12 protein-coding genes are annotated in these 15,746 nt (G+C 36.0%); 9 read left to right on the forward strand and 3 right to left on the reverse strand.

Features of this window, described 5'->3' with window-relative positions; all coding sequences use genetic code 11:
- Positions 1-263 precede the first annotated feature (263 nt).
- The 5 genes from HAV12_RS22265 to HAV12_RS22285 all read left to right on the forward strand — a co-directional run bounded on the left by HAV12_RS22265 (position 264) and on the right by HAV12_RS22285 (position 4,083).
- Positions 264-1,646, forward strand: a complete 1,383-nt coding sequence (locus tag HAV12_RS22265) for an ammonium transporter (protein ID WP_132032245.1) — start codon at positions 264-266, stop codon at positions 1,644-1,646.
- A 99-nt stretch (positions 1,647-1,745) separates the two neighbouring features.
- Positions 1,746-1,979, forward strand: a complete 234-nt coding sequence (locus HAV12_RS22270) for a hypothetical protein (RefSeq protein WP_205423342.1) — start codon at positions 1,746-1,748, stop codon at positions 1,977-1,979.
- A gap of 327 nt (positions 1,980-2,306) precedes the next feature.
- Entirely contained in the window at positions 2,307-2,984 is a 678-nt protein-coding gene (gene trmB, locus HAV12_RS22275; RefSeq protein ID WP_171571746.1) for a tRNA (guanosine(46)-N7)-methyltransferase TrmB, read from the forward strand.
- Between the two features lie 41 nt (positions 2,985-3,025).
- Entirely contained in the window at positions 3,026-3,661 is a 636-nt protein-coding gene (locus tag HAV12_RS22280; RefSeq protein ID WP_132032247.1) for a LysE family transporter, read from the forward strand.
- A gap of 95 nt (positions 3,662-3,756) precedes the next feature.
- Positions 3,757-4,083: an MGMT family protein gene (locus HAV12_RS22285; RefSeq protein WP_171571515.1), complete on the forward strand. Its 327-nt coding sequence runs from the start codon at positions 3,757-3,759 to the stop codon at positions 4,081-4,083.
- Between the two features lie 154 nt (positions 4,084-4,237).
- On the opposite strand, the gene HAV12_RS22290 is transcribed toward HAV12_RS22285, so the two are convergent.
- Positions 4,238-5,563 carry a PAS domain-containing sensor histidine kinase gene (locus HAV12_RS22290; RefSeq protein ID WP_171571516.1) on the reverse strand — a complete coding sequence of 442 codons (1,326 nt, stop codon included), beginning with the start codon at positions 5,561-5,563 and terminating at the stop codon, positions 4,238-4,240.
- A gap of 764 nt (positions 5,564-6,327) precedes the next feature.
- On the reverse strand, positions 6,328-7,674 hold the full coding sequence (locus HAV12_RS22295; protein ID WP_171571517.1) for a sigma-54 dependent transcriptional regulator: 1,347 nt from the start codon (positions 7,672-7,674) through the stop codon (positions 6,328-6,330).
- Positions 7,675-7,831: 157 nt separating this feature from the next.
- Here HAV12_RS22295 and HAV12_RS22300 point away from each other — a divergent pair, with 157 nt between their 5' ends.
- The 3 genes from HAV12_RS22300 to HAV12_RS22310 all read left to right on the forward strand — a co-directional run bounded on the left by HAV12_RS22300 (position 7,832) and on the right by HAV12_RS22310 (position 12,479).
- Positions 7,832-9,076, forward strand: a complete 1,245-nt coding sequence (locus tag HAV12_RS22300; RefSeq protein WP_171571518.1) for an efflux RND transporter periplasmic adaptor subunit — start codon at positions 7,832-7,834, stop codon at positions 9,074-9,076.
- A gap of 124 nt (positions 9,077-9,200) precedes the next feature.
- A complete protein-coding gene (locus tag HAV12_RS22305; RefSeq protein ID WP_171571519.1) occupies positions 9,201-9,908 on the forward strand; it encodes an ABC transporter ATP-binding protein in 708 nt (235 codons plus the stop codon).
- Positions 9,909-10,043: 135 nt separating this feature from the next.
- Positions 10,044-12,479 carry an ABC transporter permease gene (locus tag HAV12_RS22310; protein WP_171571520.1) on the forward strand — a complete coding sequence of 812 codons (2,436 nt, stop codon included), beginning with the start codon at positions 10,044-10,046 and terminating at the stop codon, positions 12,477-12,479.
- Positions 12,480-12,576: 97 nt separating this feature from the next.
- Here the strand turns inward: HAV12_RS22310 and HAV12_RS22315 are convergent, their stop codons facing one another.
- Entirely contained in the window at positions 12,577-14,190 is a 1,614-nt protein-coding gene (locus HAV12_RS22315; RefSeq protein ID WP_171571521.1) for a murein L,D-transpeptidase, read from the reverse strand.
- Between the two features lie 403 nt (positions 14,191-14,593).
- On the opposite strand from HAV12_RS22315, the gene HAV12_RS22320 reads away from it, so the two are divergent.
- Positions 14,594-15,724, forward strand: a complete 1,131-nt coding sequence (locus HAV12_RS22320; RefSeq protein ID WP_171571522.1) for an Mrp/NBP35 family ATP-binding protein — start codon at positions 14,594-14,596, stop codon at positions 15,722-15,724.
- Positions 15,725-15,746 lie beyond the last annotated feature (22 nt).

Here is a 15,746-nt window from a genome sequence, read left to right on the forward strand (position 1 = left end):
ACAAATTGAGGGATTGTTATTATAATCCTAACTTTTTGAGTGCTTTACAAAACCGAATATCGATTTAATTATAACATATTTATCAAGTAAGCCTGTTTTTTTAATCCCGAAAATAGCATACTATCAAAAAAAGGTATTGAATTTTACAAAATTGACTAAAATAAAGCCCTGCCCTCTATTTTATCAGCCCTAAAAAGCTGAATATTTATTTTTTTTTAACTTTGACCCCAAAAAAAATAGGGTTTAAATAAAGTATCTGAAAAATGAAAATAGAAAAACGCTGGATCATTTCCTTTATTATTATAAGTATTGTTTGTATTACAGGTGCATTTTGGCCTACGGTTACCGAAAACAATTACGTACTGTCTGAATTTGGAACTACAGACCACATAGTTCCTGCTGATGTTGCCTGGATGCTTACCTCCTGCTGTCTGGTTTTGATTATGACACCCGGATTGTCGTTTTTTTACGGCGGAATGGTCGGTAAGAAAAATGTAATCTCGACCATGCTGCAAAGTTTTATCTGTCTGGGTGTGGTAACGCTTTTATGGGTTACGGTGGGTTTCAGTCTGGCTTTTGGAGATCCGGTAGGTTTTGGCTCAGGAGCGCATTTTTACAGTTTCTTTGGCAACCCGACCACTTTTGCTTTTATGGATTATGTGGGCGTTCTTCCGCATAAAAAATTAGCCAGCACGATTCCGTTTATGTTATTCGCTTTGTTTCAGATGAAATTTGCGATTATTGCTCCGGCGATTATTACGGGTTCATTTGCAGAACGCGTTCGTTTTATATCGTATTTAATTTTCATCAGTTTGTTTACGATTTTCATCTATGCGCCTTTATGTCACGCCGTTTGGTATCCGACAGGGGTTCTGGGCAGTTATTTTGGCGTGAAAGATTTTGCAGGAGGAACCGTAGTACATATGAGTTCGGGTTTTGCCGCTTTGGCCGGAGTACTGGTTTTAGGAAAAAGAAAAAACAGTTTACATATCCCGACCAATATTCCGTTTGTCTTATTAGGAACCGGAATGTTATGGTTCGGCTGGTTCGGGTTTAATGCCGGTTCTGCACTTGCGGCCAACGGAACCGCTGCCATGGCTTTTGCAACAACGACTACCTCATCGGCTGCAGCGATGTTAACCTGGGTTTTCTTTGACCGAATGAACGGTAGAAAAGTGTCGGCTCTCGGCGCCTGTATCGGAGCTGTGGTAGGCCTGGTAGCCATAACACCCGCGGCAGGTTATGTTTCGGTTCCGGAAAGTATGTTTTTCGGATTCGTAACGGCTTTGGTTTCTAATTATGTGGTGAACTGTAGTTTCTCCAGAAGATTTGACGATACGCTTGACGTTTTTGCCTGTCATGGTGTGGGCGGAATCATGGGAATGATCCTTACCGCGATTTTTGCTCATGGCGAAAAGGCAAGTTTATTACACGGTGGCTGGAGTGTATTTGGTCATCATATGATGGCTTTGGTGCTGGTTTCGATCTTTACTTTCTTCGGGGCTTATTTCTTATTCAAAGTAACTAACTTTATTATTCCGCTGCGTGTTTCTGAAGAATCCGAACACATCGGACTTGATTTATCACAACACGATGAGACATTAGATCCTAAAATGTTAGCCGTACCGGAAACACAATACCATTAAAAATTTGGTTTGCCACGAATTATAATTAAAATATATGCCACAGATTTCGCAGATTCACACAGATTAGAAAAAAAGAAATCCAACAAATCTGTGAAATCCGTGGCAAAAAAACATAACATTACGCCTAAAATATTAGCCACAGATTTTGCAGATTCACACAGATTAGAAAAAAAGAAATCCAACAAATCTGTGAAATCCGTGGCAAAAAAACATAACATTACGCCTAAAATATTAGCCACAGATTTTGCAGATTCACACAGATTGGAAAAAGAAATCCAACAAATCTGTGAAATCCGTGGCGAAAAAAACATAACATTACGCCTAAAATATTAGCCACAGATTTTGCAGATTCACACAGATTGGAAAAAGAAATCCAACAAATCTGTGAAATCCGTGGCGAAAAAAACATAACAATACGCCTAAAATACTAGCCACAGATTTTGCAGATTCACACAGATTGGAAAAAGAAATCCAACAAATCTGTCAAATCTGTGGCAAAAAAAACATAACAATACGCCTAAAATATTAGCCACAGATTTTGCAGATTCACACAGATTAGAAAAAAGAAATCCAACAAATCTGTGAAATCTGTGGCAAAAAACAAAACCTGCCTAATTCATTCGTTTATATTCCTTAATTTTGCTGAAAATTTTTGTAAAAGTGGGAAGTAAAAATAAACTTAAAAGATTCAGGGAAAACGAAACATTTGAAAACGTTTTTCAACCAACCAGAGAAGAAGTGGTAGGCAATTTAATGCCCTTAAGAGGAAAATGGAATGCTGATTTCTTTAAAAATGACAATCCGTTAGTTTTGGAATTAGGCTGTGGAAAAGGAGAATATTCTGTTGGATTAGCCGAAAAATATCCCAACAAAAATTTTATCGGAATTGATATTAAAGGAGCGCGTTTCTGGAGAGGTGCCAAAACTGCTGTCGAAACAGGCCTGCATAATGTTGCTTTTATCCGAACTCAAATTGAACTGATCGATCATATTTTTACAGAAAATGAAGTGGATGAAATCTGGATTACTTTTCCGGATCCGCAAATCAAATACAAAAGAACGAAACACAGAATGACCAATTCTGAGTTCCTGAAACTGTACAAAAAAATCCTCAAAAAAGACGGTGTTGTAAACCTGAAAACCGACAGTGAATTTATGCACGGTTATACCTTAGGATTGCTTCACGGAGAAGGACACGAAGTTTTATACGCTAACCATAATGTGTATACCAACGAAGGAAGTCCGGAAGAAGTAACTGCTTTCCAAACTTTTTACGAGAAACAATATTTAGAAATTAATAAGGCAATTACGTATATTCGTTTTAAAATTAAAGATTAATTTAGTTTTAAAAACAAATATTTAACCCATCAATTAACTGAATGGCGATACTTACTCCATTACTTTCAGGTTTCATTGCCGCTTTCATCGGAATTATTCCTCCCGGTTTAATTAACATGACGGCAGCTAAAATAAACGTGAAAGAAGGGAAAAAGAATGCTTTGTGGTTTGTTATTGGTGCTGTTCTGGTTATTCTTTTTCAGGTATCTTTAGCGGTATTATTTGCTCAGGTGATCGATAACAGACCGGACGTTGTTACTTTGTTACGTGAAGTCGGGTTTGCTATTTTTTCTATTCTGACGATTTACTTTTTGTTTATCGCCAAGGAACCGAAAGCCAAAAAATCGAAGATTAAAAAGAGCAGTAAAAAAAGCCGTTTCTTTCTTGGGATGCTGCTTTCGGGTTTGAATTTCTTCCCGATTCCGTATTATGTGGTAGTCAGCGTAACGCTGGCTTCTTATCATCTTTTTGCCTTTGAAAACAATGTCATTTTTACTTTTGTCCTCGGATCAGTTGTGGGTTCATTTGCTGCTTTATACAGCTACATTGGTTTCTTTGGAAGAATAGAAAAGAAAACCGATTACCTGATGCGAAACATGAATACCATTATAGGAAGCATTACCGGTTTGATTGCTATTGTAACGCTTTTTAATATTCTGAATTACTATTTCGGGTAAAAATACACCTGCTGTAGATTACAGGATTAAAATGATTCTTGTTGTGATGAATATTTTTCACGCAGATTTTGGAGATTTAGCAGATAAAATCAACTATGGCTGAAGATAATTTTTTTGAAAGAGTTTACGCTGTTGCCAGACAAATTCCGTACGGAAAAGTAACTTCGTATGGTGCTATTGCAAAGGCATTGGGAACAGCTCGTTCTGCACGAATGGTGGGCTGGGCAATGAATGCCTGTCACAATAGGGAAGATATTCCCGCTCACCGGGTTGTCAACCGAAAAGGACTTCTAACCGGAAAACATCATTTTGACGGAACCAATTTAATGCAGCAGCTTCTGGAAAGCGAAGGTATTGAGGTAGTCAACAATCAGATTATAGATCTCGAAAAACACTTTTGGACACCTGAAATTGAACTTTAAAATGTTTACCATATAAGTGATTATAAGTCCATATAACAGGGATGTTTATGCTGATGTGTAAAATATGCAGACGCTGCTTCGTAAAATTTCTGAAACGTTTTTAAGCCAAAACTTAAATGAACTTATAATCACTTATATGGTGAAAAAAGTTCAATCAAATCAAACAAATTACAAAACTCGTCCGGTCTTCATCGGTCTGGTAACTTAAGTAACCGCCATGCGCTTCTATGATGTTTTTAGAAAGTGTCAGACCAATTCCGGCGCCGTCTTTTCTGGTAGTAAAAAACGGAAGAAATACTTTGTCCCTGATCTCGGTGTCGATTCCTTTTCCGTTGTCTGAAATGGTGATGAAAAAGCGGTTATTTTCGGTATAACTGGACAAAAACATTTTCTTTTCGCTTTTTTCTTTCAAAGCATATACGCTATTGGTAATTAAATTGATAATCACCTGTTCCATCTGGTTTTTGTCAATCAGAATCGATCTTGAACTATTAATTTCGTTGATCAGTTCAATTTGCTCCGCTTTCAGAATCGGACTCATGATTCGCATGCAATCTTCAAAAAGCGCATTGATTGGCGTCATTACTTTTGTGGGTGTGGGAAGCATGGCCAGTTTTCGGTAATTTTCTACAAAAACCTGTAAATGGTCACTCCTGTTTATGATCGTTGAAATACTGCTTTTGATATCTTCAAAATCTTCTTCCCCGAGTTGTTCCTGATCTACAATGTGCAGTAAATTTTGTGAAAGCGCGCGTATTGGCGTCAGGGAATTCATTAATTCATGCGAAATAATTTTCATCAGATTGATCCAGGCTTCTTTCTCTTTTTTCTCAATTACGCGCTGTATACTGTCCAGTAAAATGATGAAATATTCTTTGTTGTATGTTTTTGTAAGGGAGGTCTGCAGCATAAAAGTCTGCAAATCCTGTTCTTCAATTTTTATGGAAATAGCTGATTTTAATTCGGCAAAACCAATTTTCTCAATTTCAGCACAAAGTGACGGCAGATAATTCTTAAGGTATTTCCAATGACTGACTTTTGGGACTTTAAACAGGTTTGAAAAACAATCGTTCATTAAAAAAATATGCCATTCATCGTTTTCTTTTTCCAAAATTAAAGCGGCGCTGTCTATACTGTTCAAAATAGAACGATAAATCAGTTCTTTGGAAGTCTGCTCCTGTTTTTGGTTTTTCAGTGTCTCGTATAAAAGGTATAAAGTCTGATAGCTGTCTTTTTTGTTCTCTTCCGGAAAATTGGTCGAAAAATCATTCTTCAATATCGAAAGCAGGGTTTTATCGTAAAACAGCAATCGGTTTTTTATGGCAACATACATTTCCGAAATCAGTATAACCGCAAAAAAACCAACCAAAATGGCATTGTAATAAAGTCCTTTGTAAATCAGAAAAACGCAAAAGAAAAACAATACCATAATACACAGTATTCTTAAAAACAAAGCATTGTAGAATTTCAGGTTTTTCATTGTTTTATTTTTTTTATGGCCACAGATTAAGGGATTTCACATGATTTATTAAAATGGTTTCCCGCAGATTTGGCAGATTGAGCAGATTCTCACTGATTAAAAGTTTAAAGTTTCTAAAGCTAATTGATCTGCTAAATCTCCAAAATCTGCGAGAGTAAAAAACTGTTCATCATTCTAATCTTTTAAATTATTTCTTAAATATTGGCTCCCGCAGATTTGGCAGATTGAGCAGATTCTCACTGATTGAAAGTTTAAAGTTTCTAAAGCTAATTGATCTGCTAAATCTTCAAAATCTGCGAGAGTAAAAAACTGTTCATCATTCTAATCTTTTAAATTGTTTATTAATATTGGCTCCCGCAGATTTGGCAGATTGAGCAGATTCTCACTGATTAAAAGTTTAAAATTTCTAAAGCTAATTGATCTGCTAAATCTCCAAAATCTGCGAGAGTAAAAAACTGTTCATCATTCTAATCTTTTAAATTGTTTCTTAATATTGGCTCCCGCAGATTTGGCAGATTGAGCAGATTCTCACTGATTAAAAGTTTAAAGTTTCTAAAGCTAATTGATCTGCTAAATCTCCAAAATCTGCGAGATTAAAAAACTGTTCATAATTCTAATCTTTTAAATTGTTTCTTAATATTGGCTCCCGCAGATTTGGCAGATTAAGCAGATTCTCACTGATTGAAAGTTTAAAATTTCTAAAGCTAATTGATCTGCTAAATCTCCAAAATCTACGAGAGAATAAACTATTTACCACTCTGCATCTATGTGTTTTTCAAATCGTATTTTTCAATTCTTCGGTACAAAGCAGCTCTTGATAAACCCAGTTCTTCAGCTGTTTTACTAATGTTTCCGTTGTGTTTGAATAATGCTTTTTCAATTGCATTTTTCTCCAGTTCCGATAATGGGTTATCGTCGTTTTCCTGAAAATCCTCAAAATCCAGAATATCCAAATCGGTTACAGTAATGGTATTATTATCTGCCAGAATCAAAGCGCGCTCGATTTTATTTTCCATCTCACGAATGTTTCCTTTCCAGGGATACTTCTCTAAGTAAGGCCCAACATTGGCTTCAAAATGCCAGTTTTCCTGATTGTATTTGGCTGCAATCTGATCTAAAATAAAATCCGCCATCGGAACAATATCGTCCTTTCGTTCGCGAAGTGATGGCAGGTATATTTCCATCGTGTTGATCCTGTAAAGTAAATCTTCTCTAAAGTTTTTGTCTTTCACTTCCGCTTTAATGTCGCTGTTCGTTGCTGCAATAATGCGTACGTTTAAAGGTCTTGGTCTGCTTTCTCCCAAACGTGTTACGGTTCTGGTCTGCAAAACATGCAATAATTTTGCCTGAAGATGAAGCGGTATATTTCCAATTTCGTCCAGAAAAATGGTTCCCTCAGCAGCCATTTCGAATCTTCCGGGTGTATCGGTCTTGGCATCTGTAAAAGCCCCTTTTGCGTAGCCAAAAAGCTCACTTTCGAACAGACTGTCACTTAGTGAACCTAAATCTACATGTACAAAAGGCTGTTTCTTTCGTTCTGAATTTAAATGGATAAACTCGGCAAAAACATATTTTCCGGTTCCGTTTTCTCCCAAAATCAAAACATTCGCCTCTGTTCGGGCTACTTTTTCAGCCATCGAATAGGCTTGTTTTATTTTAGCCGAAGTACCCACAAAATATTTTTTGTCCTCTTTTTCAGCTGCTGTCTTTTTGGTGTTTTTTCGACTTTCAGAGACTGCTTTATCAATGGTTTCCAATAATTTTTCGTTGTGCCAGGGTTTCAGGACATAATCGAAAGCCCCTATTTTGATGCCTTCCACAGCGGTATCAATTTTTCCGAAAGCAGTCATTAAAATCACAACGGTTTGCGGCGAAAGTGTTTTGATTTCTTTGAGCCAGTGAATTCCTTCGCGCCCGTCCTCAAAACCTATCCGGTAATTCATGTCTAATAAAACTACATTAATTTCATTTTCATTGAGAATTGAAATGATTTTTTTGGGGCTATTTGCCGTAAAAATGGTTTCAAAATGTTTTTTCAGAATCATTTTTGCCGAAAAAAGAATTTCTTCCTGATCATCAACGACTAATATTTGAGCTAGTTTCTTTCGCATGTCATTTGTTTTTGTTCGGTTCCGAACGGTCAACTGTTCATTATCGAACACTCCTTTTTTTGATGGTATTTAAAGTCTCTTTAAAATCAATGCTTTACAAATAATACTTTTTATGGCACAATATTTACCTATTGATTATCAGCAAATTATTTAAAAAATGGATACGGTAATTCCTCGTAAAAATAGAAAATTTAGAAACCTCACAATACTAATTGGTGTTTTTTTAGCTTTGGCAGCAGTTGTCTTTTTTTCGTTCAGCACTAAAAGAAGCCTGAATGTAAAGGCTGATGAATTGACCGTTCAAAAAGTCGAAAGAGCTTTCTTTGAAGACTTTGTTGTTTTCCAGGCCAAAGTAGAACCTTTGAACGTGATGCTTGTCAATGTAACTGAAGGCGGTTCTGTAAAAGAAATTTTTGTAGAAAATGGGGCAATGGTGACCAAAGGACAATCTTTGGCGCGTTTGTACAATCCGAACACCGAACTTAATTATCTGACGCAGGAAACGGCCATTATCGAGCAAATCAACAATCTGAATTCAGGCAAACTGAACATTAGAAATCAGGAACTGAACCTCAACAAAGATCTGGTTTTGATCGAACATGATTATAATGATGCCAAAAGACTGTACGACATGAACTCGAAATTGTTTGATAAAGATGTGATTTCGAAAAATGACTGGAATACTTTTAAGGAAGGCCTGCGTTTTCAGGAAGAACGAAAAAGAACCATTCACCAAAGTATTCAAAAAGAAAAACAAAGCAATCAGGTTCAGATTTCGCAAATTAACCGCTCCATACAAACCATGGAAAAAAGTCTGGAAATTCTGAGAAACAACAAAAATAACTTTTTGATCACGGCTCCTGAATCCGGAAGATTAACTTCTTTTGAACCGGTATTAGGAAAAACATTTCAGGCCGGAGAAAGTATCGGAAAAATAGATTCTAAAAAAGGATACAAACTGATCGCAGAAGTAGATGAATTTTATCTGGAGAAATTACGAGAAGGCCTGAAAGGTCAGGTAGAATTTAAAGGTAAAAACCTTGAAGTTCTGGCAACCAAAGTAATTCCCGAAGTAAAAAGCGGTCATTTTACGGTTGAACTGGCTTTTACGTCTAAAGAAAATATCGTTTTACAAGACGGATTAAGCTTCGGCGTGAAACTGATTTTATCCGAGAAAAACAAAACTCTTGTCGTTCAGAAAGGAAGCTTTAATCAGGAAACCGCCGGGAAATGGATTTTTGTAGTAAAAGGAAATAAAGCTGAAAGAAGAACTATAAAATTAGGCCGCGAGAATCCTTCGTACTACGAAGTTCTTGAAGGATTAAAAGAAGGCGAATCTGTAATTACTTCTTCCTATTCAGATTATAAGGATATTGAAGAGCTTTCTATTAGTTCGCAGTGACAGTTTGCAGTCGCAGTCTCAGTCACAGTTTACAACTCATAACTCATAATTTATAACTTATAATTCATAAAAGTTTCAATCATCAATCAAAAAAACAATCAACAACCACTAATACTTTAAAAATATGATAACCATTCAAAATTTAACCAAAGTTTTCAGAACCGAAGAAGTAGAAACGGCTGCCTTAAGCGGAATTAACTTAGAAATTAAAAAGGGAGATTTTTTAACGATCATGGGGCCTTCGGGCTGTGGGAAATCGACTTTATTGAATATAATCGGATTATTAGACAGTGCAACTAACGGAAGTTATAAATTACTGGATCAGGAAATGATTGGCTTAAAAGAGAAAGGAAGGTCACGTGTCCGCAAAGAAAATATCGGATTCATTTTTCAGAATTTCAACCTGATCGATGAGCTTTCGGTTTACGATAATATCGAATTGCCTTTGCTTTACAACAATGTCAAAGCATCAGAGAGAAAACAAAAAATTGAAGAAATTGCCGAAAAATTAAATATCTCGCATCGTCTGAAACACTTTCCGCAACAACTTTCGGGAGGTCAGCAACAAAGGGTTGCGGTGGCAAGGGCTTTGGTAAACGATCCCAAAATTATTCTTGCCGATGAGCCAACCGGAAACCTGGACAGTAAAAACGGTAATGAAGTAATGGAACTTTTAACAGATTTACACGCTAAAGGCGCGACAATCCTGATGGTGACACACTCCGATTACGATGCTTCTTTTTCGCAGAAAACAATTCATATGAAAGACGGGGTGATCTTCTCTGAACGCTTCAATCAGAGAAATGTAGATGTTTTTATGGACGCTAAATAAAAATTAAAATGATCAAATTTATTGTAACTGCACTCTTAATTCTGGTGGGATTTGTTTGCAAAATAATGTCTTTCGAAAGTAAAAATGAGGTTGCTGTTCCGACTTTGACCGAACTAATTTTAAAGAAATAAAAAGATGATCCACAACTGGTTTAAAATATTTGTTTACCATTTAAAGCAAAACAAACTGTTTTCCTTTTTAAATGTCTTAGGGTTAAGTATCGGTATTGCAGGCGTTATTTTCGCTATTTTATACTGGAATAACGAAAATGCTTACGATCAGTGGAATCCCGAAAAGGAAAACTCTTATCAGGTCCTGAATAAAATTGGGATGACCGGAGATATCTGGGCTTCGAACTCGATTCCTTTTGGTGAAACCTGTAAAGCGACTATTCCCGAAATTGAATCAATTTGTTTCTTAAATAATACCTGGTATGACGATGCCCCTGTAAAATATGGGAATCAAAAAATAATTGCTTCAAAAATCACGGTCTCTGATAATGGCTTTTTTGATGTTTTCCCTTTCCCAATTATTAAAGGCGCAAAAACAAACATACTGAAAGAAAATAACAGTGTTGCGATTTCTGAAGAAGCTGCGAAATTAATTTTCAAAAATGAAGATCCAATTGGGAAATCAATTAATTATGCTAATAATAATTATATTGTAAAATCTGTTTATCGCGTGATTAGGCCCTCTTCTATTGAACCTAATTATGTTTTTGGAGGAATTCAGCGGGAACAGGACAAAAACAGCTGGGGAAATTTTAATTATGGTTTATTAATTAAAGTAAAAAAAGGAACTGACCCTGCTTCTCTTTTGAAAAAAATGCAGAATATTGATTATGTCAACAGAACTTTAAAAGAAGCTAAATCCAGCGGACAGACTGTAGCACAATATATAAAAGAAAACGGGCAAACGACGGTAATTATTGACCAGTTGAAAACATCCCGACTGCACGGCACAAAATCAAGCACAGGACGCAATTATCCGGAAGGAAGAGGCAATCTGCAATTGCTTTATATCATGATTGGCCTTTCTATTTTGATTTTAGTTTTATCTCTGGTAAACTACATCAATTTAGCAACAGCATCAGCTATCAAACGTGCTAAAGAAGTAGGAGTCCGCAAAATTGTTGGCGCCACCAAAAATCAAATTGTTGTTCAATTCATCTTTGAAACTACTATAATTGTTATTTTGGCTATTCTTTTTGCTTTGGCAATTGTAGAACTTTCATTACCTTATTACAACACCTTTTTAAGAAAGACGTTAACGATGAATGGCGGTGAATTTTACCTGCAGCTTATTTTCATTTTTGGATTAGTCATTGTTCTTGCAGGTATTTTTCCAGCCGTTTATATTTCAAACTTTGAAACACTTAAAGTCTTAAAAGGGAATTTCTCCAGAAGCAAAAGCGGTATCTGGATCAGGAACTCCATGCTTATTTTTCAGTTTGGTATCGCTGCTTTTTTTATAGTAGGTGCCTTAATCGTGAATTCGCAGGTAAGTTTCATGATGAATAAAGATCTTGGATTCAGCGGCAGTCAAATAATCAGAATTCCTTTTAATTATCAGGAGCGACTTAAAAAAACAGAAAAGTATCTGGCTTCAAAACAGGAAATTCTAAAAATACCCGGAGTTGAAGGCATTACTACTTTTGCAGGAACTTTTGGAAACAGTACGAATTCAAGTTCCGGTTTTACGCATAATGGCACTTTTGTGCAGCCGAGAAATGTTGAAATGGATTTTGGTTTCCTTGAAATGATGAAAATCAAAATCGTACAAGGACGCGATTTGTCTCCTCAATTTGCTTCAGATACAATAGACAATATGCTGATGAACGAAACTCTGGTAAAGACTTTAAATCTTAAAAATCCCATCAACACTATCATTACTTCAGGCTGGGGGAATGATAAAGGTGAAAATATGAAATTTAAAATTGTTGGGGTGGTAAAGGATTTCAATATTACCGGATTACAGGACAAAATTCCTCCAATGGTTTTTATAAACATGAAAACTATCAAATGGAACAATTTCAACAATATTTATGTAAAAGTTTCTCCTGATAATTTAGCAGGGACTTTAGCTAAACTGAAGTCTTACATGGAGAAAAATATAAATGCGGATTATCCTTTTGATTATGAATTTGTAGATAAGGGATTTGCCAAAACCTACCAGGAGCAGGTAAAACAAAAAGATCTGTTTTTTATCTTAAATCTTGTTGTGATTATCATCGCCATTTTCGGATTGTTTGCATTGGCTTCCTTCTCGATGGAAAGAAGACTTAAAGAAATTGCGATCCGAAAAACACTGGGCGCAGAGACTGATATTTTATTGAAAGAATTATCAAAACAATATGTCATTTTCTGCCTGATGGGATTTGTGATCGGAATTGTTCCGGCTTACATCTTACTGCAAAAATGGCTTGAAAATTTTGCTTTCAGAATCGGAGTTTCAATTGTTCCGTTCAGTATTGCTTTAGTCTCTTTATTGGTCCTGACGCTATTAATTGTTTTAACCAAAGCCTATCAGGTCACTAAAATAGACATCCTGAAATATTTAAAATACGAATAGTTTAGTTTTCAGTTTTCAGTCGCGATATCCAGTCGCAGTTTTCAGTTTTCAGTCACAGTCTCGAGTTTCAGCTGAAAACTGTGACTGAGACTGAAAACTATTTCATACTAACTGAATCTGAATACAGTAGTTTATCCAGACTTTCATCGCGTTCGTAAACATCCGGAAAGAAGCTAATTTCGCCGTCATCATTTACCCATGAAGTAAAATAACCAATGTAAATCGGGATTTTCTTTTTCAGCATGCAGGTGGTTTCTTTTTCGCCACTCATTGCAGTATCAATTTTATCTGCCGGCCAGTCGGGATTATTTTTCAGAATCGCAAGTGCCAGTCCTTTCGCTTCTTTTACGTTGATACAGCCATGACTGAAAGTACGTTTTTCGAAGTCGAACAAACTTTTTGCGGGTGTATCATGAAGGTAAATATCATTGGGATTCGGAAACATAAACTTAACGAGTCCGAGAGAATTTTTTGGCCCCGGTTTTTGTCGGACACGCCCTCCGTTCCATTCCATATTATGCTCTGCCAGGTAATTTTTATCGCTGGCCATCTGAAGTTTTAATTCATTTTGAATGATACTGGTCGGCACATACCAATACGGGCTAAAAACAATTCGATCCATATCTCCACTAAAAATTACTGTTTCGGTCATTCTGGTACCCACAAAAATATCAGATGTAAAATCATATTTTCCGTCTTTGACATAAATCAGCCTGAACGAAGGAATATTGACCATAATATATTCTTCTGCTTTTCTCAGTTTGGCCGGTATCCATCTGCAGCGCTCCATGTTGAGCATGATGGTTTTTATTCTTTTGGAAATCGGCTCATTCATCTGATCAATATGTTCTTTGGTTAGGGTGTAGTTCAGCTTCAGGCCATATCTTTTCTTATAATTCAAAACGCCCGCCATCAATTCTTCGTCGTATACATCACTTTTAGAATCCTGTGCAAGATCCCCCACGACAAACAAACGCTGTCTTACATCCTTAACTGTATTTGATATATCAAAAGGTTTTAAATCTTTGTACGTCGCAGCATCAATCCTAATGGGCTGCCACAACTGATCGGTCTCTATTTTCCGGTATTTTTTTAAGGCTGCCTGAAGTTTATAATACTGACTGAACAATAGATTATCGTCTTCATTTAAGCGACTTGAATCTACAATAAGCGAATCTAATATTCTGGCATACGAAATGGTTTTGGTAGGCAAAAACCATCCGATTTTCTTTAAAGTTGCCGGATCAACGCCAGAATAAACATTACTGGCGTAAAAAACATACATATTGGTGAGCAGCAGCTCCGTTTCGGTTTGAGATGTTTTTTCAGTCGAACTTTCGTTAAAAATCGCATCTATATCGTCTTTATAAGGCATCACCTTTTCGATTCCCTGATCTTTTAAAACATTTACTTTTTGATACAGTAAATGACCAAATTCTGTGATGTTTTTTTCACCGTACCAAATGGATTTGAACCCTCGCTTTTTATAAATATCCGAAACATCGCTTTTATATTTTTTCAGTTTGGAATATTTTTTAAAAAACTGATTCAGAGTAGCACTGTCTAATGTAACTGCCGAGACATTATTTCTAATGACAACTGAATTTTCAAAAGTCCTTTTTGATTTAATTTCATTAGTTTCCAGCGGCTTAAAAGAAAAAACAAAAAAGCTAACCACAATAATTAACGAAGAGTAAATAAAATTTCGCATAAATTTATTATTTAAAAAGTTATAAATAAATCATATAAAAATCAGCGAAAGAATACAGGAGAACCACAATAAACTTTCACATTATTTTTAAACATTGAAAATCAAAATTGAGGGGATTCAAAGATAATAATTTGATGAATAGCGAAAAGTCAAAAATATATTAAAATTCATCTTATTTTACTGCAAGCTATTTTGAAAACATTGAAGAGAAAAAAATATTTCCCATAAAACACTTCCCAACCTATATTTTAACGGTATAATTTTGAATAATCCCCATATCAACAAATGCGATGCAAAAAGGGTAAAATCCGAACATAATCCGTTATCTTTGCAGTCTGAAATCAGTTTAAATAAAAACAGTTTTTAAATTAATTTCACTCAATAGAAAAATACTACGTTAAAAATGAAATTAGACAGAAAAGAAATTCTTAAAGCTCTAGAAACAATTACTATAGCGGGAGAAGGAAAAAATATGGTTGAAAGTGGCGCCGTTGCCAATGTAATTACTTTTGGCGATGAAGTTGTGGTAGATTTAGTACTTCATACTCCTGCGATGCACATTAAAAAAAGAGCAGAAGACGATATCAGGAAAACCATTCATGAGCTTGTATCTCCTGAAGCAAAAATTAAAGTAAATATTAAAGTTGAAACTCCTGAGAAAAACGAAATTAAAGGTCGTGCAATTCCGGGAATTAAAAATATAATCGCCGTTGCATCCGGTAAAGGTGGTGTAGGAAAGTCTACTGTTACGGCGAATCTTGCGGTAACACTGGCAAAAATGGGATTTGCAGTTGGTATTCTTGATGCTGATATTTACGGTCCGTCGATGCCAATTATGTTTGATGTTGAGAATGAAAAACCAATTTCTATTACCGTTGACGGTAAATCGAAAATGAAACCGGTTGAAAGCTATGAAATAAAAATACTTTCTATCGGATTCTTTACCGCTCCGAGTCAGGCCGTAATCTGGAGAGGTCCAATGGCTTCAAAAGCATTAAACCAGATGATTTTTGATGCAGACTGGGGAGAATTGGATTTTATGTTAATCGATTTACCTCCTGGAACAGGTGATATTCACCTTTCGATCATGCAATCGTTACCAATTACAGGAGCTGTAGTCGTAAGTACACCACAAGCTGTTGCTCTCGCTGATGCTAAAAAAGGTGTGGCCATGTTTATGCAGGATAACATCAATGTTCCGGTTTTAGGGATTATAGAAAATATGGCGTACTTTACACCAGAGGAATTGCCTGATAATAAATATTACATCTTTGGACAAGAAGGGGCTAAAAACCTGGCTGAAGATTTAGATGTTCCTTTTCTTGGAGAAGTACCAATTGTACAGTCTATTCGTGAAGCGGGAGATTACGGCCGCCCGGCAGCTTTGCAGACAGCTTCCCTAATTGAAACTGTTTTTGAAGAAATTACCCGAAATGTGGTACAGGAAGTAGTAAACAGAAATGATAGTTTACCCGTTACGGAAGCCATTAAAATTACAACTATGGCAGGTTGTTCAGCAGTAAAGAAAAATTAGATAATTGAGATAATGAGATAAT

The sequence above is a fragment of the Flavobacterium sp. CLA17 genome (assembly GCF_013112255.2).
Classification (GTDB): domain Bacteria; phylum Bacteroidota; class Bacteroidia; order Flavobacteriales; family Flavobacteriaceae; genus Flavobacterium; species Flavobacterium circumlabens.

What these genes read in the sequence shown, in the direction of transcription:
- HAV12_RS22265 (WP_132032245.1), top strand. Translation starts at nt 264, where the DNA reads ATGAAAATAGAAAAACGCTGGATCATTTCCTTTATTATTATAAGTATT.
- HAV12_RS22280 (WP_132032247.1), top strand. Translation starts at nt 3,026, where the DNA reads ATGGCGATACTTACTCCATTACTTTCAGGTTTCATTGCCGCTTTCATC.
- HAV12_RS22285 (WP_171571515.1), top strand. Translation starts at nt 3,757, where the DNA reads ATGGCTGAAGATAATTTTTTTGAAAGAGTTTACGCTGTTGCCAGACAA.
- HAV12_RS22290 (WP_171571516.1), bottom strand. Translation starts at nt 5,563, where the DNA reads ATGAAAAACCTGAAATTCTACAATGCTTTGTTTTTAAGAATACTGTGT.
- HAV12_RS22295 (WP_171571517.1), bottom strand. Translation starts at nt 7,674, where the DNA reads ATGCGAAAGAAACTAGCTCAAATATTAGTCGTTGATGATCAGGAAGAA.
- HAV12_RS22300 (WP_171571518.1), top strand. Translation starts at nt 7,832, where the DNA reads ATGGATACGGTAATTCCTCGTAAAAATAGAAAATTTAGAAACCTCACA.
- HAV12_RS22305 (WP_171571519.1), top strand. Translation starts at nt 9,201, where the DNA reads ATGATAACCATTCAAAATTTAACCAAAGTTTTCAGAACCGAAGAAGTA.
- HAV12_RS22310 (WP_171571520.1), top strand. Translation starts at nt 10,044, where the DNA reads ATGATCCACAACTGGTTTAAAATATTTGTTTACCATTTAAAGCAAAAC.
- HAV12_RS22315 (WP_171571521.1), bottom strand. Translation starts at nt 14,190, where the DNA reads ATGCGAAATTTTATTTACTCTTCGTTAATTATTGTGGTTAGCTTTTTT.
- HAV12_RS22320 (WP_171571522.1), top strand. Translation starts at nt 14,594, where the DNA reads ATGAAATTAGACAGAAAAGAAATTCTTAAAGCTCTAGAAACAATTACT.